This window comes from Leifsonia sp. Root112D2, assembly GCF_001424905.1.
In the GTDB taxonomy this organism is placed as follows: domain Bacteria; phylum Actinomycetota; class Actinomycetes; order Actinomycetales; family Microbacteriaceae; genus Root112D2.
Map to the genome: position 1 here is coordinate 1,661,441 of NZ_LMCU01000001.1, position 22,753 is coordinate 1,684,193.

The window sequence follows — 22,753 nt, forward strand, 5'->3', positions numbered from 1 at the left end:
AATGGTGGAGTCGATCGCACGCGTGCGTCACATCCGCGTCACCCCCATGAAGGCCCGCCGCGTCGTCAACATGATCCGCGGCAAGCAGGCACAGGAGGCCCTGGCCATCCTGAAGTTCGCACCGCAGGGTGCGAGCGAGCCGGTCTACAAGCTGGTCGCATCCGCGATCGCCAACGCGCGAGTCAAGGCGGATGCCGACAACAGCTTCCTGGACGAACAGGATCTTTATGTGAGCAGCGCATTCGTTGATGAGGGCACGACCCTCAAGCGCTTCCAGCCCCGCGCTCAGGGCCGTGCATTCCAGATTCTGAAGCGCACGAGCCACATCACCGTTGTGCTGGCAACTCCTGACGAGGGGACGAAGTAATGGGCCAGAAGGTCAATCCGTACGGTTTCCGTCTGGGAATCACCACCGACCACGTGTCGCGCTGGTTCTCCGACTCGACCAAGCCCGGTCAGCGTTACAGCGACTACGTGGCAGAGGATGTTCGCATCCGCCAGCTGCTGCTGACCTCGCTCGATCGCGCCGGCGTCTCGCGCATCGAGATCGAGCGCACCCGCGACCGCGTTCGCGTCGACATTCACACCGCCCGCCCGGGCATCGTGATCGGTCGTCGTGGCGCAGAGGCCGAGCGCATTCGCTCCGATCTCGAAAAGCTCACGAAGAAGCAGATTCAGCTCAACATCCTCGAGGTCAAGAACCCCGAGGCTGATGCCCAGCTCGTTGCTCAGGGGATCGCCGAGCAGCTCAGCGCTCGCGTGGCTTTCCGCCGCGCAATGCGCAAGGGTCTGCAGGGTGCCCAGCGTGCCGGCGCCAAGGGTGTTCGCATCCAGGTCTCCGGTCGCCTCGGCGGCGCCGAGATGAGCCGCAGTGAGTTCTACCGCGAGGGTCGCGTGCCGCTGCACACCCTTCGCGCGAACATCGACTACGGCTTCTACGAAGCCAAGACCACCTTCGGCCGCATCGGCGTGAAGGTCTGGATCTACAAGGGCGACATCACCAACAAGGAACTCGCGCGCGAACAGGCCAACGCCAAGTCGTCGCGCCCCGAGCGTCGCGACAGCCGCGATGGCGACCGTCCTCGCCGCGGAGCCGGTTCCACCGGTTCTGCGCCGAAGACCGAAACCGCCGCCGCGCCCGTTGCAGCAGGAGTTGAGGCATAACCATGTTGATTCCACGCAGAGTCAAGCACCGCAAGCAGCATCACCCCGGCCGCAGTGGCCAGGCCACAGGTGGCACCGTCGTGAGCTTCGGTGAGTACGGCATTCAGGCACTCACCCCGGCCTATGTGACCAACCGTCAGATCGAGTCCGCTCGTATCGCGATGACCCGTCACATCAAGCGTGGTGGAAAGGTGTGGATCAACATCTACCCTGACCGCCCGATCACGAAGAAGCCGGCCGAAACCCGCATGGGTAGCGGCAAGGGCTCGCCCGAGTGGTGGGTCGCCAACGTCAAGCCGGGTCGCGTGCTGTTCGAGCTGAGCGGTGTCTCCGACACCGTCGCTCGTGAAGCGCTCACCCGTGCCATTCACAAGCTGCCCCTCAAGGCACGCATCATCAAGCGCGAGGAGGGCGACGCATAATGGCGATCGGATCCAAGGAGCTCGCACCCGACGAACTCGACACGTTCGACGGCGACCAGCTCGTCGAAAAATTGAAGTCTGCCAAGGAAGAGCTGTTCAACCTGCGCTTCCAGTCGGCAACCGGCCAGCTTGAGAGCCACGGACGCCTGCGCGCTGTCAAGCGCGACATCGCCCGCATCTACACGGTGATCCGTGAGCGCGAGCTGGGCATCCGGGCCACCCCGGCGCCTGTTGCAGCCGCACCGGCGAAGGCCGCGAAGAAGAGCAGCGCGAAGACATCCGCTAAGAAGGCCGACGTTGCCGAGGCACCCCCTGCCGACGCCGCCGAGGCAGAAACGAAGGAGGCCTAGTCATGGCTGAGACCAAGAAGGCCGCGACGGCCGAGGTCGCCGAGACGGCTGAGCTCGCACGCGGTTACCGCAAGACGCAGCGCGGCTACGTCGTCAGCGACAAGATGGACAAGACCATCACCGTCGAGGTCGAAGACCGCGTGAAGCACCCGCTGTATGGCAAAGTCATTCGCCGCACCGAGAAGCGCAAGGTTCACGATGAGGGCAACACCGCCGGTGTCGGCGACCTGGTCGTCATCAGCGAGACCCGTCCGTTGAGTGCAACGAAGCGTTGGCGCCTCGTCGAAATTCTCGAGAAGGCCAAGTAAGCCTCGCGGCTTGCTTCGTAGGAGGAAGAAACAATGCTTCAGCAGGAATCACGAGTCAAGGTTGCCGATAACACCGGCGCCAAGGTACTCCTGACGATCCGCGTGCTCGGTGGCTCCGGCCGTCGTTACGCAGGCCTGGGCGACGTCATTGTCGCCACGGTCAAGGATGCGATCCCCGGCGGCAACGTCAAGAAGGGTGACATCGTCAAGGCGGTCATTGTGCGCACGATCAAGCAGACCCGTCGTTCAGACGGCTCGTACATCAAGTTCGATGAGAACGCCGCAGTGATCTTGAAGAGCGACGGTGACCCTCGCGGCACCCGCATCTTCGGACCGGTCGGTCGCGAACTTCGCGACAAGAAGTTCATGAAGATCATCTCGCTGGCACCGGAGGTTATCTAGTCATGTCGCAGAACATCAAGAAGGGCGACCTGGTTCAGGTCATCACGGGTGCCAGCCAGGCCCGTGGCGGCGACAAGGGCAAGCAGGGTCGAGTCATCGACGTGTTGGTCGCGAAGAACCGGGTCATCGTCGAGGGCGTCAACTTCGTCACGAAGCACGTCAAGGTCGGCCAGACCCAGCGTGGATCGAAGACCGGCGGCATCGAGACCACCGAGGCCCCGATCCACGTCTCCAACGTCGCGCTGATCGACCCCGAGACCAAGAAGCCGACCCGCGTCGGCTTCCGCACCGAGCAGGTAACGAAGGACGGCGTCTCCAAGACGGTCCGCGTTCGCTACGCCAAGAAGTCAGGTAAGGACCTGTAATGACCGACACCACAACTGCTGCGCCGGCTGGCAAGATCCAGCCGCGCCTCAAGCAGAAGTACCGCAGCGAGATTCTTCCGCAGCTGCAGAAGGACTTCTCCTTCACGAACGTGCACCAGGTTCCCGGTCTGGTCAAGGTGGTCGTCAACACCGGTGTCGGCGAGGCTGCCCGCGATGGCAAGGTCATCGATGGTGCCGTTGCCGATCTCACCAAGATCACCGGTCAGAAGCCGCAGGTCACGAAGGCCCGCAAGTCCATCGCGCAGTTCAAACTGCGTGAGGGTCAGCCGATCGGCGCCCACGTGACGCTTCGTGGCGACCGCGCGTGGGAGTTCCTCGACCGCCTGCTCTCGCTTGCGCTTCCGCGCATCCGGGACTTCCGTGGCCTGAGCGACAAGCAGTTCGACGGCAACGGCAACTACACCTTCGGTCTCACGGAGCAGAGCGTGTTCCACGAGATCGACCAGGACAAGATCGACCGCGTTCGCGGCTTCGACATCACGGTCGTCACCACGGCGAAGACGGATGACGAAGGTCGGGCGCTGCTCAAGGCGTTGGGCTTCCCGTTCCGCAGCGCTGAGACAGAAGCCAACTAACAACAGGGCATCTGCCCGCAACCACCACAGGTCGGCCTTCTTGTAAAGGGGCGTCGAAACCTGGTGAACAAAGGAAACACACTTCATGACGATGACAGATCCGGTCGCAGACATGCTGACCAGACTGCGCAACGCGAACTCGGCGTTCCACGACACCGTGTCGATGCCGCATTCCAAGCTCAAGTCACACATCGCCGACATCCTGAAGGCCGAGGGTTACATCTCCGGCTGGGAGATCTCGGATGCCCGCGTCGGCAAGACGCTCACGCTCAGCCTCAAGTTCGGCCCGAACCGTGAGCGCTCCATCGCCGGCATCAAGCGGGTCTCCAAGCCCGGTCTGCGCGTCTACGCGAAGTCGACGGAGATCCCCACGGTTCTCGGTGGCCTCGGCGTTGCAATCCTGTCCACCTCCTCGGGGCTCCTGACCGACCGCCAGGCTGAGAAGAAGGGCGTGGGTGGGGAAGTCCTCGCCTACGTGTGGTAATTCACTCATGTCACGTATTGGAAGACTGCCCATTTCGATCCCCGCGGGTGTCGATGTGAAGATCGACGGCCGTGCCGTCACCGTCAAGGGCCCGAAGGGCGAGCTGTCGCTCACCGTCGCAAGCCCCATCGAGGTCAAGATCGAGGAGGGGCAGGTTCTCGTAACCCGTCCCGACGACGAGCGTGAATCGCGTTCGCTGCACGGTCTGACCCGCACGCTCATCAACAACCAGATCATCGGCGTCACAGAGGGCTACAGCAAGGGCCTCGAGATCGTCGGTACTGGTTACCGCGTCGCACAGAAGGGCAACTCGCTCGAGTTCGCCCTCGGCTTCTCTCACCCGGTCACCGTCCAGCCGCCCGCAGGCATCAGTTTCGTTATCGAGGGCAACAACAAGGTCACGGTCAGCGGAATCGACAAGCAGGCCGTCGGTGAGGCTGCCGCCAACATCCGCAAGATCCGCAAGCCGGAGCCCTATAAGGGCAAGGGTGTGCGATACGCCGGCGAGGTTGTCCGTCGCAAGGCCGGAAAGGCTGGTAAGTAATCATGGCTCTTGGAACCAGAGGAAAGAGCAAGTCCGCTGCACGCGGTCGCCGTCACACGCGCCTTCGCAAGAAGGTCGTCGGCACGGAGCTGCGTCCACGCCTGGTCGTTACCCGCTCCGCGCGTCACGTCTTCGTTCAGGTCGTCGACGACAGCAAGGGTTTCACCCTCGCGTCTGCCTCGACCCTCGAGACGGATCTGCGCAGCTTCGATGGCGACAAGACGGCCAAGGCGCACAAGGTCGGCGAGCTCATCGCCGAGCGTGCGAAGTCGGCCGGCGTCGCGGACGTCGTATTTGACCGTGGTGGGAGCAAGTACGCAGGACGCGTCGCTGCTGTCGCCGAGGGAGCTCGAGAGGGTGGATTGAACCTGTGAGCACCGAAACGAATAAGGAGCAAGACGTGGCCGAAACTCAGGCCCCTGTGGAGACTGCCGCATCGACGGAAGCCCCCCAGACCGAGCCTCGTGAGGCTCGCCGTGGCGGTCGTGAGCGCAACCCCAACCGCGATCGTGGCAGCCGTGACTCCGACAAGAGCCAGTTCCTGGAGCGCGTCGTGACCATCAACCGCGTGTCGAAGGTGGTGAAGGGTGGTCGTCGCTTCAGCTTCACCGCTCTCGTCGTCGTCGGCGACGGCAACGGTCTCGTCGGTGTCGGTTACGGCAAGGCCCGTGAGGTGCCGCTGGCCATCTCGAAGGGTGTCGAGGAGGCGAAGAAGAACTTCTTCCGCGTTCCTCGCGTCGACAAGACCATCCCGCACCCCGTGCAGGGCGAGGCCGCTGCAGGCGTTGTGCTGCTGCGTCCGGCTGCCGCCGGTACCGGTGTTATCGCCGGTGGTCCGGTGCGCGCCGTTCTCGAGTGCGCGGGCATCCACGACGTGCTCAGCAAGTCGCTCGGTTCGTCGAACACGATCAACATCGTTCACGCGACGGTTGCGGCACTGCAGCAGCTCGAAGAGCCGCGCGCCGTTGCGGCACGTCGCGGTCTCGACTACGACCAGGTGGCCCCGGCTCGCCTGCTTCGTTCCGAGGCTCGCGCCGCTGAGGCCGCCGCAGCCCTTCGACAGGGCTCAGACCAAGCAGCAAAGGCAGGTGCATGATGGCCGCGCGCCTGAAGGTAACCCAGATCAAGTCCAAAATTAGCGAGAAGCAGAACCAGCGGGACACGCTGCGTAGCCTGGGTCTCAAGCGCATCGGCGATGTGGTGGTCCGAGAGGACAACTCGCAGAACCGCGGATACGTCAACACCGTCGCGCACCTGGTGAAGGTCGAGGAGATTGACTAATGGCTGACGAAAAGAAGGAAGCGACCACGAAGGCTCCGGCCAAGAAGGTTGCCGACAAGCCCGCCGCCGAGAAGAAGGCGCCTGCGAAGGCCGCTGCCTCGAAGCCTGCTGCCGAGAAGAAGGCGCCTGCGAAGGCTGCCGCTTCGAAGACGGCTGCTGAGAAGCCTGCCGCTGAGAAGAAGGCGCCTGCGAAGGCTGCTGCTTCGAAGACTGCTGATAAGCCTGCCGCCGAGAAGAAGGCGCCTGCGAAGGCTGCCGCTTCGAAGACGGCTGCTGCGGCATCCGCCGACAAGGCGACCACGGCCACGAAGCCTGCTGCCGCCAAGAAGAAGCCTGCAGAGCCGACGGAGCCCCGCGAGCACGTGCTCAAGGTGCACCACCTGCGACCCGCAGCCGGCTCCAAGAAGGACCGCACTCGCGTTGGTCGCGGTGAGGCATCCAAGGGTAAGACGGCCGGTCGCGGTACCAAGGGAACCAAGGCACGCTATTCGGTGCGCCCGGGCTTCCAGGGTGGCCAGCTGCCGCTGCACATGCGTACGCCGAAGCTGCGCGGGTTCAAGAACCCGTTCCGCGTCGAGTACCAGGTTGTCAACCTCGAGAAGCTTGCCGAGTTGTACCCGAAGGGCGGCGACGTCACCATCGGTGACCTCGTCTCCAAGGGTGCCGTGCGCAAGAACGAGAAGGTCAAGGTTCTCGGCAATGGCGACATTGCGGTTAAGCTGAACGTTGCGGTCGACAAGGTCTCCGGCTCCGCCGAGCAGAAGATCGTCGCCGCTGGTGGCTCTGTCAACTGAGCCCCGCGGAGTGAGACCGGATTCAGACATCCGGTTTAACACCGTAAAGTAGTGCAGTCGGGTGACCGCTTCGTTCGGTCACCCGGCTGACTCCTTACAGGAAAGCAGGACGCCCTTTGTTTAGCGCCGTTGTGCGGATCTTCCGCACTCCCGACCTTCGCCGGAAGATCGCCTTCACTCTGGGCGTCATTGCCATCTACCGCCTCGGCTGCGTCATTCCGACGCCGTTCGTGGACTTCGCCAATGTGCAGACCTGTCTGGCGAGCAGCCAGGACACGGCCGGCCTCTACCAGCTGGTCAACCTGTTCAGCGGCGGTGCGCTGCTGAAGCTGTCGATCTTCGCGCTCGGCATCATGCCGTACATCACGGCGTCGATCATCGTGCAGTTGCTGCGCGTGGTCATCCCTCACTTCGAAACCCTCTACAAAGAGGGCCAGGCCGGCCAGTCAACGCTGACGCAGTACACGCGCTACCTCACGATCGCACTCGGCATCCTGCAGTCGACCACGCTGATCACGGTGGCCCGCAGCGGCGCGCTCTTCGGCAACAGCGGCTCCGAAGCCTGCTCCTCGCTGATCACGGACAACTCCTGGTACGCCATCACGCTCATGGTCATGGCCATGACGGCGGGCACCGGCCTCATCATGTGGATGGGTGAGCTCGTCACCGAGCGCGGCATCGGCAACGGCATGTCCATCATCATCTTCACCTCTATCGCGGCCCAGTTCCCCTCCTCGCTCGGCGCCATCGGCCAGTCGCAGGGCCCCGAGGTGCTGATCCTGGTGCTGGCCATCGGGCTTGTCATCACCACGGCCGTGGTGTTCGTCGAGCAGTCGCAGCGGCGCATTCCTGTGCAATATGCCAAACGGATGGTGGGTCGCCGAACGTACGGCGGCAACAACACCTACATTCCGATCAAGGTCAACATGGCGGGCGTGATCCCGATCATCTTCGCCTCCTCCCTGCTGTACCTTCCCGCCCTGATCGCACAGTTCAACCAGCCCCCGGCGGGCAAAGCACCCGCACCCTGGGTGACGTGGATCAACGACACCCTCACCAAGGGCGATCACCCGCTGTACATGCTGCTGTACTTCCTGCTCATCATCGGATTCACCTACTTCTACGTCGCCATCACCTTCAACCCGGAGGAAGTGGCCGACAACATGAAGAAGTACGGCGGCTTCATCCCGGGTATCCGGGCAGGTCGTCCGACGGCCGAATACCTCGATTACGTGCTGACGCGTGTCACGTTGCCCGGCTCCATCTATCTCGGCCTGATCTCGCTGATTCCTTTGATCGCATTCGTGCTGATCGGGGCCAACCAGAACTTCCCGTTCGGTGGCGCCTCGATTCTGATCGTCGTCGGTGTCGGCCTTGAGACGGTGAAACAGATCGACTCTCAGCTGCAGCAACGGCACTACGAAGGGCTGCTCAAGTGAGCCGGGCCGCACGCGGCTGCCGGATGCTCATCGTCGGTCCGCCCGGTGCGGGCAAGGGCACGCAGGCGGCACGGCTGGCAACGCGCTTCGGCATTCCCGAGATTTCCACCGGCGACATCTTCCGTACGAACATTCGGGAAGAGACCGAGCTCGGTGTTCAGGTGAAGGCCATTGTCGATGCCGGGGACTACGTGCCCGACTCGCTGACCAACGCCCTCGTCGTCTCCCGTTTGGAAGAGGATGACGCGGCGGACGGTTTTCTGCTCGACGGCTACCCGCGCACGCCCGAGCAGGTCGAGTACCTCGACGCGCTGCTCGCGGGCAAAGGCCAGCAGATCGATGTCGTGATTCAGCTCGTCGCCGAGCAGGACGAGATCGTCAAACGCCTCACCGGGCGCGCCAAGGAACAGGGGCGTGCCGACGACACCGAGGATGCCATCCGTCATCGTCAGCAGGTCTATATCCGTGAGACAGCACCTCTGATCGATGTGTTCAAAGAGCGGGGCCTGCTTGTGCAGGTCGACGGCCTTGGTGAGATCGATGAGGTTGCGGATCGCATCACGAAGGCGCTCGCTGAGCGCGGCATCGGCGACGTCGCATCCGGCGCGTAAGACTTTCATGAATTTGCGCCGATCCATCTACAAGTCGCCTGCGCAGTTGCGCCTCATGGTGCAGCCCGGGCTGGCCACCGCGGCGTCCCTCGATGCTGTCGCCGCGGGCATCCGGCCGGGTGTGACGACTCTCGAGTTGGATGCGATGGCCGAGGCGGCGATTCTCGGCTACGGTGGCGCGCCGAATTTCAAACTCGAGCACGGCTACCACCACACCGTGTGTGCCTCGGTCAATGATGACGTGGTTCATGGGATTCCCGGTGACCGCATTGTTGCGCCCGGCGACATCGTCTCGATCGACAGCGGTGCGATTCTGGGCGGCTGGAACGGCGACGCGGCGCGCAGCTTCGTGATCGCCGACGAATCGCGCCCCGACGTCGTGGCTGAGCGTCTGCGGCTGTCGGATATCACCGAGCAGTCGCTGTGGCACGGCATCGCCCGACTCTCCCGCGCATCCCACCTCAATGAGGTCGGCGAGGCAGTGGAGGACTACATTCGCTCGCAAGGTGACTACGGCATCCTGACCGACTACATCGGCCACGGCATCGGCCGCAGCATGCACGAGGACCCGCCCGTCTTCAACTACCGGGTGCGCGCCAAGGGCCCCGAGGTGAAGCCGGGCCTCGTCGTGGCGATCGAGCCGATGGTTGTGCTCGGCGACCCCGACACCTATGTGCGCGACGACGGCTGGACGGTCGCGACAACCGACGGCGAATCCGCGGCGCACTGGGAGCACAGCGTTGCCGTGCACAAGGACGGCATCTGGGTGCTGACCGCCGCCGACGGTGGAGCGTCGGGCCTGGCGCAATTCGGCATCACGCCCGTTCCCATCGCGTAGCCGGGCTCAGCTGTCCATGACGTGCACAAGCTCCTCGATGAACGAGGGAAAGTCCACCGCGCGCTTGATCAGTCCACGCACGACATCGCGGTCGGAGAAGACCTCAACGAACTGATCGAACACGGCCTGAAACGCCTCGCGCCCGCTCGCGCTGAACGCGATCAGCGCTATCACGTGCACGCGGCTGTCTCCCCAGGGCACGGCGCTCTCGTTCACGACGATGGCGATGGCTGTGCGGGAGGCGGTCATGGTCATCGAGTGCGGCACGGCCAGATCATCGGTGAATGCGGTTGAGGAGAGCGCCTCCCGGGCGATGGCCTCCTCGATGTACGCCTCGTCGATGATGCCCTGTGCACGCATCCGTTCGCCGAGGGCACGGATCATCGCCGCGTCGTTCTCGGCCGGAAAATCGCGCAGAAAAAGTGACTCGTCGAAATAGTGCAGCAACTGGTCCTTGATGCGCGCCCGATGCCGGATGCGACGCACGCGACCGGCAGCGGCCCGCAGCTTCTCGACATCCGACTCGGTCAGGAAGGGCTGAATGACCACGACGTTGTCGCCGGGCACGGCGGTCGGCAGCGTTGTGACGATGAGATCGGCCGAGAGGCCCGTCCACTCGACATCCGTTCTCGTGATCACGATCTCGACCTGCAGCTCGTCTCCGAGTTTCTCCTCGATGCGGCGGCGCAACTCCAGGTGAATGTCGTAGTAATTCGGGCACACAATCGCGCACGTGACTCGCTGCTCGCGCCGCGCCTGCCGTTCGAGGTAGGAGCCGACGTGCAGCGCGATGTAGGCGATCTCGTCGTCGTTGATGTCGATGGAGGCGTAGCGCTGCAGCTCGCTGGCGATGAACACCGCGAGCTCGTAGATCAGGGGATACGCGGTCTTGATCGAGCGGGTCATCGGGTTGCGCGAGTAGCTCTTGTCCTGGGCGCGCGCCACCAGGTTGGCGACGTGCAGCGAGAGCCGCACCATGAACTCCTCGTCGTCGAGATCGACAAGGTACTCGGTGTTCACCTGTGCGACGATGCGACGCACGGCCGCCAGATGGTCGCTCTGCACGTAGCTGTCTACGACAGCCTCGGTGGGCTGGCCGTGCCCGGGGGTCACCACCCGGGTTGTCAGCAGCATGGCCAGGTAGTCGAGGTCGGTGCGCCGCAGCTGTACCTCGAAGTGTCGGCGAATGAGGGTGTCGAGTTCGGTGGAGATCTCGGCCACGCGGTCGGAGACCGGTGTCGATGCGCGCACCGGAGTGGACGCATCCATGTCGACACGGTCGACGGCGATGGCCACGTGCAGCAGCACATTGTCGACGCCGTATTCATTGACGAAGTACCCGTTGGCGTCGAGCATGGCGATGAGGTCGGTCTTGAATGCTCGCAGGCTGTCGGTGTAGAACTCGCTCTGGATGCCGCCCAGCCGCAGAAAGCGCCCCGCGCTCTCGTCGCGGAAAATGCGGCTCAGAAGTCGGCGCAGGTCGTATTCGCTGCCCACCAGGCGCACGGTGCTTGACTGGCGCACGAGACGGAGACCGGCCCGCTCGGCCAGCGCCTTGATCTTGCGCAGATCGGTCTCGATGGTGGATTCGCTGACGAACAGGTTGTCGGCAAGCGCGTGTACGTCGAGCCCATCCGGGGAATCGGCCAGCCGGCGCACGAGATGGTACATGCGATCCTGCGGCGTCGTCGGCGAGTCATCGCCGGTGCGCGACGACGCCAGAAAGCCGGTGTACCGCTCGCGGTCGAGCCGGTAGCCCTCCGTCGAAGACTCGATCAGTTCGAGCGGCGCGGACATCGCCTTCACCGCCGTGACGTAGCTGCGCACGCTGCGTGTCGTGACGCCCAGGCGGTCCGCCAGCTCGGCGGCCGTCACCCAACCGTCTGCCTGCGAGAGGAACTCGAGCAGGCGTTCATGTCTGTCACTCATCGATATCCCTGGGGAGAGTCAACCACCTTCCGGGCGCTCTGTGCGCCCCCAGCTCGTTTCCGCCCGGTGCGGAAGGTTTCCTGTTGGCCGCCGCATGCGGGTCTCGGCCATCATGAGTGGCAGGACGAACGCGAGGAGGCGCCGATGACATCCGTTGTGATTGTGTGCGGTGCCGGCGCGTCCAGCACCTTTCTCGCGCACAAGATGAATCGCAGCGCGAAGGTACGCAGCCTGGCCATCACGACGCAGGCGGCTACGCACCAGGACTACCAGCTTCGGCTGCGCCCCGGTGACGTGCTGCTGGTCGGCCCGCAGCTCGGTGCCGCGTTCGAGGAGATCCGGATGCGCGCGGAGCAGCTCGAGGCTCATGTCGCGTTGCTTCCCGAGACCATCTTTGGTCCGGGCGGTGCCGAGGAGGCGCTGCGCATGGTTGAAGAACTGGCCGCAAACGACACGAACGGGGGAGAGTAGGGGGTGCACCACCGTGCACCTCACACTCAGGGAGAAAATCATGGCTGAACGAACCGTACAGATCGCATCCGCTCACGGCTTGCACGCGCGCCCCGCCTCGCTGTTCACCCAGGCGGCCGCCAAGTCCGGTCTTGCCGTGCAGCTGACCAAGGGCGAGAAGACCGTGAACGCCGCCAGCATTCTCGGTGTGATCTCGCTGGGCATCGACCATGGCGACGAGGTCACCCTCGCGGCAGACGGTGACAACGCCGAGACCGTGCTCGACGCGCTCGTCGAGCTTCTCGTCACGGACCACGACGCGTAACGGACCGTGGGAGGCACAGACATGGAATTTCACGGATCAGGAATCGGTGGCGGGATAGCCCTCGGCACGGTTCTGCGCATGCCCGACCCCCTGCCCGAGCCGGCCGACGTGCCCGCCACGGCGGCGGTCGAGACGGAGAAGACGCGCGCGGCAACCTCGCTCGCGGCGGCCTCGCATGACATCAGCGCTCGCGGCGAGCGCGCCGGCGGATCGGCCAAAGAGGTGCTCGAGGCGCAGTCGATGATGGCGGCAGACCCGACGCTGAGCGACGATGTCAACGCGCGCATCGACGCGGGCAAGACGGCAGAGCGGGCCGTTTTTGAAGCCTTCGCCGCTTTTCGAGACATGCTTCTCGAGCTGGGCGGATACATGGCAGAGCGGGCCACCGACCTCGATGACGTCTCCCAGCGGGTCATCGCCCATCTGCGGGGCGTTGCCGCGCCGGGCGTTCCGGATTCGGCCACGCCGTTCATTCTCGTCGCGCGCGATCTGGCCCCGGCCGACACCGCCCTGCTCGATCTCGACAAGGTGTTGGCGCTGGTCACCAGCGACGGCGGCCCCACCTCGCACACGGCGATCCTGGCCCGGGAGAAATCCATCGTCGCCGTCGTCGGCGCGGCCGGTGTGCTCGACATCTCCGAGGGCGACACCGTCATAGTGAATGCCGCCGCTGGCTTGATCTCGGTGGCGCCGAGTGCCGAGGAGCGGGCGGGCGCCGAGGCCGCCATCGCCGAGCGCAAGGCACGAACGGATGCTCCGCTGACCCCGGGCGCGCTGGCCGACGGCACAGCCATCCCGTTGCTCGCCAACCTCGGATCGACGGCCGGAGCGGCCGAGGCCGTGGCCAGGGGTGCAGAGGGTGTCGGGCTCTTCCGCACCGAGTTCCTCTTTCTCGACTCGACCGAGGCGCCCAGCGTGCAGGCGCAGCAGGAACAGTACACGAGCCTGCTCGCCGCATTCCCGGGGCGCAAGGTAGTCGTGCGCGCGCTCGATGCGGGCGCGGACAAGCCGCTCGCCTTCCTCAATGACGCCGAAGAGGAGAACCCCGCGCTCGGCTTGCGCGGCCTGCGCTCGCTGCGGGCCAGCGAACAGATTCTGCGCGATCAGCTCACGGCTCTTGCGAATGCGGCGGCCGTCACCGAGGCGGATGTCTGGATCATGGCTCCCATGGTCGCCACCGTTGAAGAGACTCGGTACTTCACCGATCTCGCGCACGAACTCGGGCTGAAGACCGCCGGGGTGATGGTGGAGATCCCCTCCGCGGCACTTCTGGCGGATCAGGTTCTTGCAGTGGCTGACTTTGCCAGTATCGGCACGAACGACCTCACCCAGTACACGATGGCGGCCGACCGCATGCTCGGCTCGGTGGCCTCGTATCAGAGCCCGTGGCATCCGGCTGTGCTGCGCCTGGTAGCCGAAGTCGGCAGGGCAGGAGCCGCGCTGGGTAAGCCGGTAGGCATCTGCGGCGAGGCCGCGGCCGACCCGCTGCTCGCCGTCGTGCTGGTAGGGCTCGGCGCCACCAGCCTGTCCATGTCGCCGGCGGCGCTCGCCGACGTACGGGCCGAACTCGCGCGGTTCACGCTCGAGCAGGCCACGGAATTTTCCCAGATCGCCCTCGGTGCCAGTGGCGCATCCGAGGCTCAGGCCGCTGTTTCGGCAGCGGCATCCCGGTAGCACATACACACAAGAGAAATCGGAGCACACACCATGACAACGACGTCACCAACCCCGAATGCGGGCGGTGGAGCCAGGGTGGGGATTCAGCGTTTCGGCGCGTTCCTGAGTGGCATGATCATGCCGAACATCGCTGCTTTCATCGCGTGGGGCCTCATCACGGCCTTCTTCATCCCCACCGGATGGACACCGAACGAGGCGCTTGGCGGGCTGGTCAACCCGATGATCACCTATCTGCTTCCGCTGCTCATCGCCAACACGGCAGGGCGCATGATCTATGGCACGCGTGGTGGCGTCGTCGCCGCCATCGCGACGATGGGCGTGATCGTCGGCGCGACGATCCCGATGTTCATCGGCGCCATGATCGTGGGGCCCATCGCAGCCTGGCTCATGAAGAAGGTCGACTCGATCTGGGACGGCAAGATCAAGCCCGGATTCGAGATGCTCGTCGACAACTTTTCGGCAGGCATCCTCGGTATGATCCTCGCGATCCTCGCGTGGCTCGGCATCTCGCCGGCCGTCACCTGGCTGAGCAACATCCTCTCGGAAGCGGTGCACTGGCTGATCAACATCGGCCTGCTCCCCCTGGTGAGCATCTTCATCGAGCCCGGCAAGGTACTGTTCCTCAACAACGCCATCAACCACGGGGTACTCGACGCCATCGGTATCCAGGACGTTGCGAAGACGGGCAAGTCCATCGCCTTCCTGCTCGAGGCCAACCCCGGACCAGGCGTCGGTCTCCTGCTTGCGTTCGCGTTCTTCGGCGTCGGCCTCTCCAAGGCGAGCGCACCCGGTGCGATCATCATCCAGTTCTTCGGCGGCATTCACGAGATCTACTTCCCGTACGTTCTCATGAAGCCGATCCTGGTGCTGTCGGTGATCTTCGGTGGCATGACAGGTGTGGCGATCAACGTCGCGTTCGGATCGGGCCTGCGAGCTCCGGCTTCCCCGGGAAGCATCATCGCCGTTCTCATCAACACCGCCTCGGACAGCTACGTCGGCGTGATCCTGTCGGTGATCGGCGCTGCAGCCGTGTCGTTCATCATCGCCGCGGTCATTTTGCGGGCCAGCCGGAAGAAGGATCTGGCGGCCGAGGCCGCTGGCGAGGCTAGCTCATTCGGTGCCGCCGTCGCGCAGACCGAGGCGAACAAGGGCAAGAAGAGCTCGGTTCTCGGCAATCTTCGCGAGGAAGACCGGGAGACCGCGGTCGGTGCCGCCGAAGTACATGGGGCCGCCGGTAGCGCCACGACGACGGCGCAGTTGGTGAAGAGCATCGTGTTCGCCTGCGACGCGGGTATGGGCTCGAGCGCGATGGGCGCATCCGTGCTGCGCAACAAGATCAAGAAGGCGGGGGTCGACGACGTGACGGTGGTCAACAAGTCGATCGCCAACCTCACCGATGAGTACGACCTCGTGGTCACTCACAAGGATCTGACGGCCCGAGCGCAGCCGTACACTCCCAGCGCCCAACACGTATCCGTGGACAACTTCATGAACTCGCCGAAGTACGACGAGATCGTGGAGCTGGTCAAGGGGCAGCACGGGCAGTAAGCACTGTGGCAGGGATAGGTTGAGAGGAAACAGGAGGGGTCTCATGAGCGAGAACGTATTGACACTCGATCGCATCAGCGTCACCGGGTCGGCGACGACACGTGACGACGCGATCAGGGAGGCAGGGCGCGCGCTGGTCGCCGCCGGCGCCGTGACCGCCGAGTACATCGACTACATGCTCGAGCGTGAGACCTCCGTTTCCACCTACATGGGCAACTATCTGGCGATTCCACATGGCACGAACGAGGGCAAGGACACGATTCTCGACTCCGCGCTCTCGTTCGTGCGCTACGACACCCCCATCGACTGGGATGGCAACGAGGTGCGCTTCGTTGTCGGCATCGCGGGCAAAGACAACGGGCACCTGGAGATCCTGTCGAAGATCGCGATCATCTTCAGCGATGACGACGAGGTGCAGAAACTGCTCGACGCCGACTCGGCTGAGGCCGTCTTCGCGCTGCTCGGCGATGTCAACGAATCATGAAGGCCGTTCACTTCGGGGCAGGCAACATCGGCCGGGGTTTCGTCGGGCTCATCCTGCACAACGCCGGCTATGAGGTGGTCTTCGCCGATGTGAACGCTGAGCTCATCGACCAGCTGGCGGCGGCTCCGAGTTACCGCGTGCACGAGGTAGGGGAGTCGGCCAGGGACTGGACGGTCGACAATTTTCGCGCACTCAACAGTTCGACGCATGAGCCGGATGTCCTCGCTGAGGTGGCCACGGCCGATGTCGTCACGACGGCGGTGGGGCCGAACATCCTGAAGTTCATTGCCCCCGTGATCGCCGCAGGAATCGCGGCGCGCTCGCCGCAACTCGCACCGTTGCAGGTGATGGCCTGCGAGAACGCGATCAACGCCACGGATGTGCTCAAGTCGCACGTGCTCACAAACCTTCCGGCGGATGTCGGCGGCCGGCTCGAGCGCGCGGCCGTGTTCGCGAACACCGCCGTCGACCGCATCGTGCCTAACCAGGAGCCGGGCGCAGGCCTCGATGTCACGGTCGAGGACTTCTTCGAGTGGGCGGTGGAGGCCGGCCCGTTCGGTGACGCGGTTCCGAGAATTGCAGATGCCCACTTCGTGGACGATCTCGCACCGTTCATTGAGCGCAAGCTCTTCACCGTCAACACCGGTCACGCCTCACTCGCCTATCACGGCTTCGCGGCGGGGGCGCAGTCCCTCTCCGAGGCCATGGCGATCCCCGCGGTCGCCGCCGAGGTGAGCGCCGTACTGGCAGAGACGAAGGCACTGCTGGTTGCGCGGCACGATTTCTCCGCCGAGACGCAGGAGGAGTACGTACAGAAGAACCTACGGCGCTTTGCCAACCCGTATCTGCCCGACACTCCCGCGCGCGTGGGGCGGCAGCCCCTGCGCAAGCTCTCCCGCACCGAGCGATTCATCGGGCCGGCTGCGGCGCTTGCCGAAGCGGGGACGGTTCCAGAGGCGTTGCTGCGCGCGATCGGCGCCGCGCTGCGCTTCGATGTACCCGAGGATTCCGAGAGCGTCGAGCTCAAGGCCTTGCTGGCGAGCGCGAGCCCGGATGCGTTCACGGCGCAGGTGACGGGACTGGAGCCGGAGCATCCGCTGTACTCGCCCCTCGTCGCAGTGGTGGCCGAAGCGCAGGCGGATTAGAAGGCAGGGTCGCTGATTTCGAGACGCCGGCTCGTTCCTCGACGGCTCCTCAACCAGCGTGACGGTTTGCGGGCGGCGCCCGATGGGCATAAGATAGACCCTTGGTGCTTTGCGCACGTTTTTTGCGTGCCTGCTGTGCCACAATCCAACCGCACGACCAGCATTCCATACATGTGTAACAACACAGACGAGCGACGAAGAGGCTATGGCCAAAAAAGACGGTGTCATCGAGATCGAGGGCGCGGTAGTCGAGGCTCTGCCCAACGCGATGTTTCGCGTTGAGCTGACCAATGGCCACCGGGTTCTTGCCCATATTTCGGGCAAGATGCGCCAGCACTACATCCGCATCCTCCCTGAGGACCGCGTGATCGTGGAGCTGAGCCCCTACGACCTGACCCGTGGTCGCATCGTCTACCGCTACAAGTAAGGACTGCTGTAAGTAACGGCCTGTTTTTCTCGGGTCTCGATACGGTCGCAAAGCGACCTATTCGACCACCGGAATTGGAACAGGTACGAAGACAGCGAACAAAGGTAAAAAAATGAAGGTCAACCCCTCGGTCAAGCGCATCTGCGACAAGTGCAAGGTCATTCGTCGCAACGGGCGCGTCATGGTCATCTGCGAGAACCCGCGTCACAAGCAGCGTCAGGGTTAGGCAGCCTCCGGTCTCGATACGCGCTTCGCGCTACTCGACCGCCGGTATCTACAACTCAATATCGAAATAGCGATTCCGGGAACCCGTGACGGGTGACACCATCGGTTGGAGGCCGATGCACAGGAGCCGCTACAGACCTCCACTCACTCACAGGAGAAGCCACAATGGCACGTCTAGCCGGCGTTGACATCCCGCGCGACAAGCGCGTGGAAGTTGCACTGACGTACATCTACGGTGTTGGCCGCACGAGGGCACTCAAGACCCTCGCCGACACCGCAATCGACGGAAACATCCGCGTCAAGGATCTGACCGACGAGCAGCTCATCGCCCTTCGCGATCACATCGAAGGCAACTTCAAGGTAGAAGGTGACCTTCGTCGTGAGGTTGCCGCCGACATCCGCCGCAAGGTCGAGATCGGCAGCTACGAGGGTATTCGCCACCGCAAGGGCCTTCCGGTTCGCGGTCAGCGCACCAAGACCAACGCTCGCACCCGCAAGGGCCCGAAGCGCACCGTCGCCGGCAAGAAGAAGGCTCGCTAGGCCCCGGCCAGCGAGTCACGCGCCTTTAGGATTCAGGAGAAATCATGGCAGCACCCAAGTCGGCCGTACGGAAGCCGCGCAAGAAGGAAAAGAAGAACATCGCTCTGGGCCAGGCCCACATCAAGAGCACGTTCAACAACACCATCGTCTCGATCACCGACCCTTCGGGCGCGGTTATCAGCTGGGCGTCATCTGGTGCTGTTGGCTTCAAGGGTTCGCGCAAGTCGACCCCGTTCGCCGCTCAGCTCGCAGCCGAGTCGGCAGCGCGCCAGGCGCAGGAGCACGGCATGAAGAAGGTTGACGTCTTCGTCAAGGGGCCGGGTTCCGGCCGCGAGACGGCGATCCGCTCGCTGCAGGCCGCCGGCCTCGAGGTGGGTTCGATCAACGACGTCACCCCGCAGGCGCACAACGGCTGCCGCCCGCCGAAGCGCAGAAGGGTCTAGTCGCCGCAGGCGCTCGACGCTTCTGCGGGTTGAGGAGTGAGCGCCAGCGAGCGTTTCGAAACCCCTCTGTACCTCCGCGAGACGTTGGATGACGATCTCGACGCGAGCCGCAGGTTTCGAGACGCTCGTACCTCGCTCCTCAACCAGCATCACTTCTTAATAACTCAATACCTCGCTAACGCAAGTGTCATATAGCGGACACTTGGCCGAAAGGAATCAATAGTGCTTATTGCACAGCGTCCAACGCTCGCCGAAGAGAACATCTCGGAGTTCCGCTCGCGGTTCGTCATCGAGCCGCTCGAACCCGGTTTCGGGTACACCCTCGGAAACTCCCTGCGCCGCACCCTGCTCTCCTCGATTCCGGGCGCTGCTGTCACCAGCATCCGCATCGACGGTGTTTTGCACGAGTTCAGCACCGTTCCCGGTGTCAAGGAAGATGTCACCGAGATCATCCTGAATATCAAGGGACTCGTCGTCTCGAGCGAGCACGATGAACCGATCACCGCTTACCTGCGCAAGACGGGTGCCGGTCAGGTCACGGCCGCCGACATTTCCGCTCCGGCCGGTGTCGAGATCCACAACCCCGAGCTGGTCATCGCGACGCTCAACGAGAAGGCGAAGTTCGAGGTGGAGCTCACGATCGAGCGTGGCCGCGGCTACGTCTCCGCCACGCAGAACCGCAACGAGTACAGCGAAGCCGGTCAGATTCCGATCGACTCCATCTACTCGCCCGTTCTCAAGGTCACCTACCGTGTCGAGGCAACTCGTGCCGGTGAGCGCACCGACTTCGACCGCCTCGTGGTGGATGTCGAAACCAAGCCCGCGATCAGCCCGCGTGACGCCATCGCATCCGCGGGTCGCACGCTGACCGAACTGTTCGGTCTGGCCCGCGAGCTCAACAACCAGGCTGAGGGCATCGAGATCGGCCCGGCGCCGGTCGACGCCGTTCTCAGCTCAGAGCTGTCGATGCCGATCGAGGATCTGGACCTGTCGGTTCGTTCGTACAACTGCCTCAAGCGCGAGGGGATCAACAACGTCAGCGAACTGGTGTCGCTGTCGGAGACCCAGCTCATGAACATCCGCAACTTCGGTCAGAAGTCGGTGGATGAGGTCAAGGACAAGCTCGTTGAGATGGGCCTGTCGCTGAAGGATTCGGTGCCCGGCTTCGACGGAGCGCACTTCTACAGCGGCTACGAAGAAGAAGAGACGACCAACTAGGCGCTGGTTCCCCCACCTGCCTGATCATTTAGTACTGGAGAAAACCAATGCCTACGCCAACCAAGGGCCCTCGCCTCGGAGGCGGGCCGGCGCACGAGCGCCTGATGCTCGCCAACCTGGCCGCCGCCCTGTTCACCCACAAGTCGATCAAGACGACCGAGACGAAGGCCAAGCGCCTGCGCCCCGTCGCCGAGCGACTGATCACCTTCGCCAAGCGGGGCGACCTGCACGCGCGCCGTCGCGTGCTGGCCACCATTGGCGACAAGAGCGTCGTGCACGAACTGTTCACGCAGATCGCGCCGCTCGTTGCCGAGCGTGAGGGCGGGTACACCCGCATCACCAAGCTCGGATTCCGCAAGGGCGACAACGCATCCATGGTGCAGATCGAGCTCGTTCTCGAGCCCGTTGCTCCGAAGTCCAAGCCGGCCAAGACGAGCCAGAAGGCGGCCAAGCCCGCCCCGGCCGCCGAGGAGCCGGAGGCCGACGAGGTCGTCGAGGCTGAGGCTGCTGCCGACGCTCCTGAAGCGGATGCTGCTGCTGACGCTACGGAGCCGACCGACGCTCCGGAATCGACCGACGCTGGCGAGGCTCCCGAGGACGACGCGAAGTAGTTTCACTCGTTACACGAAGCCCCGGGCATCCGAATGGATGTCCGGGGCTTCGTCGTTGCCGGGCCAGGCCGGGCGGGGCGTATCGCAGTAGCGATCGATCGCATTGCGCATGCAGGCCTAGCGGGGGCGGGGGAGGGCGCGGCTGTCGTCGTAGCGGTGCGGCGGGGGAACGTCCACGAGGCGCTGCAGGGCGTCGCGCACCACGGCTGCGTAGACGCGGCCTCCCGCCGATCCGGGGTGAATCTGGTCGTCGGCGAGCAGATTGAGATGTGGGGCAATCACGTTCTGCCAGTCGGCGAGAGCAACGTGACGCCGGTGGGTGGAGGCGTAGTCGGTGAGCGTCGAGTTCACCTCCGGAGTCCAGTCGCGCGGCGCCTGCACCGTGAGGAAGACGAGCCGCCTGGACGGCCCCGCGATCGTCTGCAACTCGCTCAGTGTGTCGGGGGAGATGTATCCGTTGGTGCCGAGGCCTATCAACACGACGGGGCGCAGCGTGTGCGCCCTCGCCTGGGCCCGCACGATCGCGGGCGCGGCGTGCATCTGCCGTGAGACGACGGCATCGATGGCGATGCCGGGGAATGCACTCTGCAACTCGGGCGCCGACGCGAGCATGACGGAGTCCCCGATGGCGGTGATCTGGTCGCCTGTCGGCAGAGGCGAGTGCGCCGAAGACGGGTCGGTTTCGGCCCCTCCGCGCGGCGGGGCAGGCCGCTCACCCGGAGTGGTCGGCACCGGTGCTGGTGTCGACGTCGCGTGCGTCTGAGGGTCGGCTATCGCCTGCTGCCCGCGCTCGACAAGTTGCTCGGCCGTTGTGGCATGAGGAGCGGATGCCACGGCGGCGACCGTGCCACCGAAGCACAGCACCACACCGAGTCCCGCGGCGAGCCAGACGGGCCGGCGCGGATGCGGGCCCCGCAGCGTACGGGCGAGCAGTCGTGCCGCACCACGCACACCGTGGCGCCGAATCGGCTGTTCGATGAATCGATACGAGACGGATGCTGCCGCGACGGTCACCAGCACGGTGACCCCGCCCGCCACCCACCCCGTCGGGCCGGGCACTGCAGACGATCCCGGCGACCCGGCCGTCGAGGGCAGCGATGCCGTCACCAGCAGCAGCACCGGCCAGTGCCAAAGGTAGAGACCGTACGACCGCTCGCCGATCACGCGCAGTGGGGTGACATCGAGGGCGCGGCCGAGCCGGGAACGGGGCGTCACGGCGGCCCAGATCACGAGCGCGGTGAGCAGGCTGGTGAGCAGCAGCCCGCCGCGGTACGTGGCATCCGCATCGTCATGCAGCCACCAGGCGGCGGTACAGACGCCGATCAGGCTGAGCACGCCGACGGTCGGCAGCCACGCGTTGATGAAACGCTGGCGGATGAAGCGCTGCGTGCGCTTCTCGCCGACGTTCAGATCGACGGGGTGCAGCCCTGCGACCATGAACGCGAGCGCGGCACCGACGGCGAGCCCGAAGCTGTGCGTATCCGAACCGAAGTAGACGCGCGTGGCATCCGAACCCGGGCGGAAGAGTGCGGCCATCGCCGTGGCGGAGGTCAGCGCGAGCGCGCTCACGAGCAGAATCTGCAACCAGCGCCTGCGAGTGAAAAGCAGGGCGATGACCAGAACCGGCCAGAGCAGATAGAACTGTTCCTCGACCGCGAGCGACCAGAGATTACGGAAGAGCTCGGGGGTGTCGCGGGCGAAGTAGCTGCCTCCCGCGGCGATATCCAGCCAGTTGCTGCTGAACGTGGCCGCCCCCAGAACCTGGCGACCGATGCTCACCAGCACATCGCCCCCGATGAGCCACGCCGTGGTGCAACACACCACAACCACGGTGATCAGGGCGGGCAGCAGCCGTCGTGCGCGACGCTGCCAGAACCGACCGAGGTCGATGCGACCGTGGCGCTCGTGTTCGGCCACGAGCAGGCGCGTGATGAGAAAACCACTGATAACGAAGAAGACGTCGACCCCGATGAATCCCCCGGGCAGCAGGCCGGGAAAGCAGTGATAGACGATGACCGCGATGACCGCGAGTGCACGCAGGCCGTCGAGCCCGGCGAAGCGGGCACCCGTGTGCGGCGCGGATTCAGGGAGGGCTGTGCTGTCGGGGCGGAGGCGTGAGGGCGTGGTCATAGG

The 22,753-nt window shown here is 64.5% G+C and carries 31 protein-coding genes; 29 read left to right on the forward strand and 2 right to left on the reverse strand.

The window, feature by feature from the left end; translation table 11 throughout:
- The first annotated feature begins 1 nt into the window (after position 1).
- From rplV to map, 17 genes are all read left to right on the forward strand, one after another.
- The gene (gene rplV / locus ASC63_RS07640) at positions 2–367 is read left to right on the forward strand and encodes a 50S ribosomal protein L22 (RefSeq protein ID WP_055811505.1); all 366 of its coding nucleotides are present in this window, start codon (positions 2–4) and stop codon (positions 365–367) included.
- Positions 367–1,164: a 30S ribosomal protein S3 gene (gene rpsC, locus ASC63_RS07645; protein ID WP_055811508.1), complete on the forward strand. Its 798-nt coding sequence runs from the start codon at positions 367–369 to the stop codon at positions 1,162–1,164. Before rplV ends, rpsC begins: the two co-directional genes overlap by 1 nt.
- 2 nt (positions 1,165–1,166) lie before the next feature.
- Positions 1,167–1,586, forward strand: coding sequence for a 50S ribosomal protein L16 (gene rplP / locus ASC63_RS07650; protein WP_055811511.1), 420 nt, complete (start codon positions 1,167–1,169; stop codon positions 1,584–1,586).
- The gene (rpmC, locus tag ASC63_RS07655; RefSeq protein ID WP_055811514.1) at positions 1,586–1,936 is read left to right on the forward strand and encodes a 50S ribosomal protein L29; all 351 of its coding nucleotides are present in this window, start codon (positions 1,586–1,588) and stop codon (positions 1,934–1,936) included. The genes rplP and rpmC overlap by 1 nt, the downstream gene beginning before the upstream one ends.
- A 2-nt stretch (positions 1,937–1,938) precedes the next feature.
- Entirely contained in the window at positions 1,939–2,244 is a 306-nt protein-coding gene (gene rpsQ / locus ASC63_RS07660) for a 30S ribosomal protein S17 (RefSeq protein WP_055811517.1), read from the forward strand.
- Positions 2,245–2,277: 33 nt separating this feature from the next.
- Positions 2,278–2,646 (forward strand): 50S ribosomal protein L14, encoded by a 369-nt coding sequence (gene rplN, locus ASC63_RS07665; RefSeq protein WP_055811521.1) that lies wholly within the window; start codon positions 2,278–2,280, stop codon positions 2,644–2,646.
- A gap of 2 nt (positions 2,647–2,648) precedes the next feature.
- The gene (rplX, locus tag ASC63_RS07670; RefSeq protein WP_055811524.1) at positions 2,649–3,011 is read left to right on the forward strand and encodes a 50S ribosomal protein L24; all 363 of its coding nucleotides are present in this window, start codon (positions 2,649–2,651) and stop codon (positions 3,009–3,011) included.
- Complete coding sequence (rplE, locus tag ASC63_RS07675) at positions 3,011–3,607, forward strand: 50S ribosomal protein L5 (RefSeq protein ID WP_055811526.1); 597 nt, start codon at positions 3,011–3,013, stop codon at positions 3,605–3,607. The genes rplX and rplE overlap by 1 nt, the downstream gene beginning before the upstream one ends.
- Positions 3,608–3,692: 85 nt before the next feature.
- Entirely contained in the window at positions 3,693–4,091 is a 399-nt protein-coding gene (gene rpsH / locus ASC63_RS07680; RefSeq protein ID WP_055811535.1) for a 30S ribosomal protein S8, read from the forward strand.
- A 7-nt stretch (positions 4,092–4,098) separates the two neighbouring features.
- Positions 4,099–4,635 (forward strand): 50S ribosomal protein L6, encoded by a 537-nt coding sequence (gene rplF, locus ASC63_RS07685; RefSeq protein WP_055811538.1) that lies wholly within the window; start codon positions 4,099–4,101, stop codon positions 4,633–4,635.
- Positions 4,636–4,637: 2 nt separating this feature from the next.
- A complete protein-coding gene (gene rplR, locus ASC63_RS07690; protein ID WP_055811540.1) occupies positions 4,638–5,009 on the forward strand; it encodes a 50S ribosomal protein L18 in 372 nt (123 codons plus the stop codon).
- On the forward strand, positions 5,006–5,731 hold the full coding sequence (rpsE, locus tag ASC63_RS07695; protein ID WP_082487381.1) for a 30S ribosomal protein S5: 726 nt from the start codon (positions 5,006–5,008) through the stop codon (positions 5,729–5,731). The genes rplR and rpsE overlap by 4 nt, the downstream gene beginning before the upstream one ends.
- The gene (rpmD, locus tag ASC63_RS07700) at positions 5,731–5,916 is read left to right on the forward strand and encodes a 50S ribosomal protein L30 (RefSeq protein WP_022883265.1); all 186 of its coding nucleotides are present in this window, start codon (positions 5,731–5,733) and stop codon (positions 5,914–5,916) included. The genes rpsE and rpmD overlap by 1 nt, the downstream gene beginning before the upstream one ends.
- Positions 5,916–6,710 carry a 50S ribosomal protein L15 gene (rplO, locus tag ASC63_RS16645; protein WP_082487383.1) on the forward strand — a complete coding sequence of 265 codons (795 nt, stop codon included), beginning with the start codon at positions 5,916–5,918 and terminating at the stop codon, positions 6,708–6,710. The genes rpmD and rplO overlap by 1 nt, the downstream gene beginning before the upstream one ends.
- A gap of 116 nt (positions 6,711–6,826) precedes the next feature.
- Positions 6,827–8,149, forward strand: coding sequence for a preprotein translocase subunit SecY (secY, locus tag ASC63_RS07710; RefSeq protein WP_055811543.1), 1,323 nt, complete (start codon positions 6,827–6,829; stop codon positions 8,147–8,149).
- A 23-nt stretch (positions 8,150–8,172) separates the two neighbouring features.
- On the forward strand, positions 8,173–8,760 hold the full coding sequence (locus ASC63_RS07715) for an adenylate kinase (RefSeq protein WP_055811547.1): 588 nt from the start codon (positions 8,173–8,175) through the stop codon (positions 8,758–8,760).
- A 7-nt stretch (positions 8,761–8,767) separates the two neighbouring features.
- The gene (gene map, locus ASC63_RS07720; protein ID WP_055811550.1) at positions 8,768–9,598 is read left to right on the forward strand and encodes a type I methionyl aminopeptidase; all 831 of its coding nucleotides are present in this window, start codon (positions 8,768–8,770) and stop codon (positions 9,596–9,598) included.
- 6 nt (positions 9,599–9,604) lie between these two features.
- Here map and ASC63_RS07725 read toward each other — a convergent pair whose 3' ends face one another.
- Positions 9,605–11,527, reverse strand: coding sequence for a BglG family transcription antiterminator (locus ASC63_RS07725; protein WP_200936815.1), 1,923 nt, complete (start codon positions 11,525–11,527; stop codon positions 9,605–9,607).
- Positions 11,528–11,671: 144 nt separating this feature from the next.
- Between ASC63_RS07725 and ASC63_RS07730 the strand changes: the two genes are divergently transcribed.
- From ASC63_RS07730 to rplQ, 12 genes are all read left to right on the forward strand, one after another.
- Complete coding sequence (locus ASC63_RS07730; RefSeq protein WP_055811555.1) at positions 11,672–11,998, forward strand: PTS sugar transporter subunit IIB; 327 nt, start codon at positions 11,672–11,674, stop codon at positions 11,996–11,998.
- 40 nt (positions 11,999–12,038) lie between these two features.
- The gene (locus tag ASC63_RS07735; RefSeq protein ID WP_055811558.1) at positions 12,039–12,302 is read left to right on the forward strand and encodes an HPr family phosphocarrier protein; all 264 of its coding nucleotides are present in this window, start codon (positions 12,039–12,041) and stop codon (positions 12,300–12,302) included.
- A 21-nt stretch (positions 12,303–12,323) separates the two neighbouring features.
- Entirely contained in the window at positions 12,324–13,976 is a 1,653-nt protein-coding gene (ptsP, locus tag ASC63_RS07740; RefSeq protein WP_055811561.1) for a phosphoenolpyruvate--protein phosphotransferase, read from the forward strand.
- A gap of 33 nt (positions 13,977–14,009) precedes the next feature.
- Positions 14,010–15,527, forward strand: coding sequence for a PTS mannitol transporter subunit IICB (locus ASC63_RS07745; RefSeq protein ID WP_055811563.1), 1,518 nt, complete (start codon positions 14,010–14,012; stop codon positions 15,525–15,527).
- A gap of 43 nt (positions 15,528–15,570) precedes the next feature.
- Positions 15,571–16,011 (forward strand): PTS sugar transporter subunit IIA, encoded by a 441-nt coding sequence (locus tag ASC63_RS07750; RefSeq protein WP_055811565.1) that lies wholly within the window; start codon positions 15,571–15,573, stop codon positions 16,009–16,011.
- Positions 16,008–17,156 carry a mannitol-1-phosphate 5-dehydrogenase gene (locus ASC63_RS07755; protein ID WP_055811568.1) on the forward strand — a complete coding sequence of 383 codons (1,149 nt, stop codon included), beginning with the start codon at positions 16,008–16,010 and terminating at the stop codon, positions 17,154–17,156. The genes ASC63_RS07750 and ASC63_RS07755 overlap by 4 nt, the downstream gene beginning before the upstream one ends.
- A 205-nt stretch (positions 17,157–17,361) precedes the next feature.
- Positions 17,362–17,583 carry a translation initiation factor IF-1 gene (gene infA, locus ASC63_RS07760; protein WP_055811571.1) on the forward strand — a complete coding sequence of 74 codons (222 nt, stop codon included), beginning with the start codon at positions 17,362–17,364 and terminating at the stop codon, positions 17,581–17,583.
- 112 nt (positions 17,584–17,695) lie between these two features.
- Positions 17,696–17,809, forward strand: coding sequence for a 50S ribosomal protein L36 (gene rpmJ, locus ASC63_RS07765; RefSeq protein ID WP_018191946.1), 114 nt, complete (start codon positions 17,696–17,698; stop codon positions 17,807–17,809).
- Between the two features lie 164 nt (positions 17,810–17,973).
- Positions 17,974–18,348: a 30S ribosomal protein S13 gene (rpsM, locus tag ASC63_RS07770; RefSeq protein WP_055811573.1), complete on the forward strand. Its 375-nt coding sequence runs from the start codon at positions 17,974–17,976 to the stop codon at positions 18,346–18,348.
- Positions 18,349–18,392: 44 nt separating this feature from the next.
- Positions 18,393–18,791 (forward strand): 30S ribosomal protein S11, encoded by a 399-nt coding sequence (gene rpsK, locus ASC63_RS07775; RefSeq protein ID WP_055811576.1) that lies wholly within the window; start codon positions 18,393–18,395, stop codon positions 18,789–18,791.
- Between the two features lie 222 nt (positions 18,792–19,013).
- Entirely contained in the window at positions 19,014–20,009 is a 996-nt protein-coding gene (locus tag ASC63_RS07780; protein WP_055811579.1) for a DNA-directed RNA polymerase subunit alpha, read from the forward strand.
- Between the two features lie 47 nt (positions 20,010–20,056).
- Positions 20,057–20,620, forward strand: a complete 564-nt coding sequence (gene rplQ / locus ASC63_RS07785) for a 50S ribosomal protein L17 (protein WP_055811582.1) — start codon at positions 20,057–20,059, stop codon at positions 20,618–20,620.
- A 117-nt stretch (positions 20,621–20,737) separates the two neighbouring features.
- On the opposite strand, the gene ASC63_RS07790 is transcribed toward rplQ, so the two are convergent.
- Positions 20,738–22,750, reverse strand: a complete 2,013-nt coding sequence (locus ASC63_RS07790) for an acyltransferase family protein (protein WP_055811586.1) — start codon at positions 22,748–22,750, stop codon at positions 20,738–20,740.
- Positions 22,751–22,753: the final 3 nt, after the last annotated feature.

What these genes read in the sequence shown, in the direction of transcription:
- rplV (WP_055811505.1), top strand. Translation starts at nt 2, where the DNA reads ATGGTGGAGTCGATCGCACGCGTGCGTCACATCCGCGTCACCCCCATG.
- rpsC (WP_055811508.1), top strand. Translation starts at nt 367, where the DNA reads ATGGGCCAGAAGGTCAATCCGTACGGTTTCCGTCTGGGAATCACCACC.
- rplP (WP_055811511.1), top strand. Translation starts at nt 1,167, where the DNA reads ATGTTGATTCCACGCAGAGTCAAGCACCGCAAGCAGCATCACCCCGGC.
- rpmC (WP_055811514.1), top strand. Translation starts at nt 1,586, where the DNA reads ATGGCGATCGGATCCAAGGAGCTCGCACCCGACGAACTCGACACGTTC.
- rpsQ (WP_055811517.1), top strand. Translation starts at nt 1,939, where the DNA reads ATGGCTGAGACCAAGAAGGCCGCGACGGCCGAGGTCGCCGAGACGGCT.
- rplN (WP_055811521.1), top strand. Translation starts at nt 2,278, where the DNA reads ATGCTTCAGCAGGAATCACGAGTCAAGGTTGCCGATAACACCGGCGCC.
- rplX (WP_055811524.1), top strand. Translation starts at nt 2,649, where the DNA reads ATGTCGCAGAACATCAAGAAGGGCGACCTGGTTCAGGTCATCACGGGT.
- rplE (WP_055811526.1), top strand. Translation starts at nt 3,011, where the DNA reads ATGACCGACACCACAACTGCTGCGCCGGCTGGCAAGATCCAGCCGCGC.
- rpsH (WP_055811535.1), top strand. Translation starts at nt 3,693, where the DNA reads ATGACGATGACAGATCCGGTCGCAGACATGCTGACCAGACTGCGCAAC.
- rplF (WP_055811538.1), top strand. Translation starts at nt 4,099, where the DNA reads ATGTCACGTATTGGAAGACTGCCCATTTCGATCCCCGCGGGTGTCGAT.
- rplR (WP_055811540.1), top strand. Translation starts at nt 4,638, where the DNA reads ATGGCTCTTGGAACCAGAGGAAAGAGCAAGTCCGCTGCACGCGGTCGC.
- rpmD (WP_022883265.1), top strand. Translation starts at nt 5,731, where the DNA reads ATGGCCGCGCGCCTGAAGGTAACCCAGATCAAGTCCAAAATTAGCGAG.
- rplO (WP_082487383.1), top strand. Translation starts at nt 5,916, where the DNA reads ATGGCTGACGAAAAGAAGGAAGCGACCACGAAGGCTCCGGCCAAGAAG.
- ASC63_RS07715 (WP_055811547.1), top strand. Translation starts at nt 8,173, where the DNA reads ATGCTCATCGTCGGTCCGCCCGGTGCGGGCAAGGGCACGCAGGCGGCA.
- map (WP_055811550.1), top strand. Translation starts at nt 8,768, where the DNA reads ATGAATTTGCGCCGATCCATCTACAAGTCGCCTGCGCAGTTGCGCCTC.
- ASC63_RS07725 (WP_200936815.1), bottom strand. Translation starts at nt 11,527, where the DNA reads ATGAGTGACAGACATGAACGCCTGCTCGAGTTCCTCTCGCAGGCAGAC.
- ASC63_RS07730 (WP_055811555.1), top strand. Translation starts at nt 11,672, where the DNA reads ATGACATCCGTTGTGATTGTGTGCGGTGCCGGCGCGTCCAGCACCTTT.
- ASC63_RS07735 (WP_055811558.1), top strand. Translation starts at nt 12,039, where the DNA reads ATGGCTGAACGAACCGTACAGATCGCATCCGCTCACGGCTTGCACGCG.
- ptsP (WP_055811561.1), top strand. Translation starts at nt 12,324, where the DNA reads ATGGAATTTCACGGATCAGGAATCGGTGGCGGGATAGCCCTCGGCACG.
- ASC63_RS07745 (WP_055811563.1), top strand. Translation starts at nt 14,010, where the DNA reads ATGACAACGACGTCACCAACCCCGAATGCGGGCGGTGGAGCCAGGGTG.
- ASC63_RS07750 (WP_055811565.1), top strand. Translation starts at nt 15,571, where the DNA reads ATGAGCGAGAACGTATTGACACTCGATCGCATCAGCGTCACCGGGTCG.
- ASC63_RS07755 (WP_055811568.1), top strand. Translation starts at nt 16,008, where the DNA reads ATGAAGGCCGTTCACTTCGGGGCAGGCAACATCGGCCGGGGTTTCGTC.
- infA (WP_055811571.1), top strand. Translation starts at nt 17,362, where the DNA reads ATGGCCAAAAAAGACGGTGTCATCGAGATCGAGGGCGCGGTAGTCGAG.
- rpmJ (WP_018191946.1), top strand. Translation starts at nt 17,696, where the DNA reads ATGAAGGTCAACCCCTCGGTCAAGCGCATCTGCGACAAGTGCAAGGTC.
- rpsM (WP_055811573.1), top strand. Translation starts at nt 17,974, where the DNA reads ATGGCACGTCTAGCCGGCGTTGACATCCCGCGCGACAAGCGCGTGGAA.
- rpsK (WP_055811576.1), top strand. Translation starts at nt 18,393, where the DNA reads ATGGCAGCACCCAAGTCGGCCGTACGGAAGCCGCGCAAGAAGGAAAAG.
- rplQ (WP_055811582.1), top strand. Translation starts at nt 20,057, where the DNA reads ATGCCTACGCCAACCAAGGGCCCTCGCCTCGGAGGCGGGCCGGCGCAC.
- ASC63_RS07790 (WP_055811586.1), bottom strand. Translation starts at nt 22,750, where the DNA reads ATGACCACGCCCTCACGCCTCCGCCCCGACAGCACAGCCCTCCCTGAA.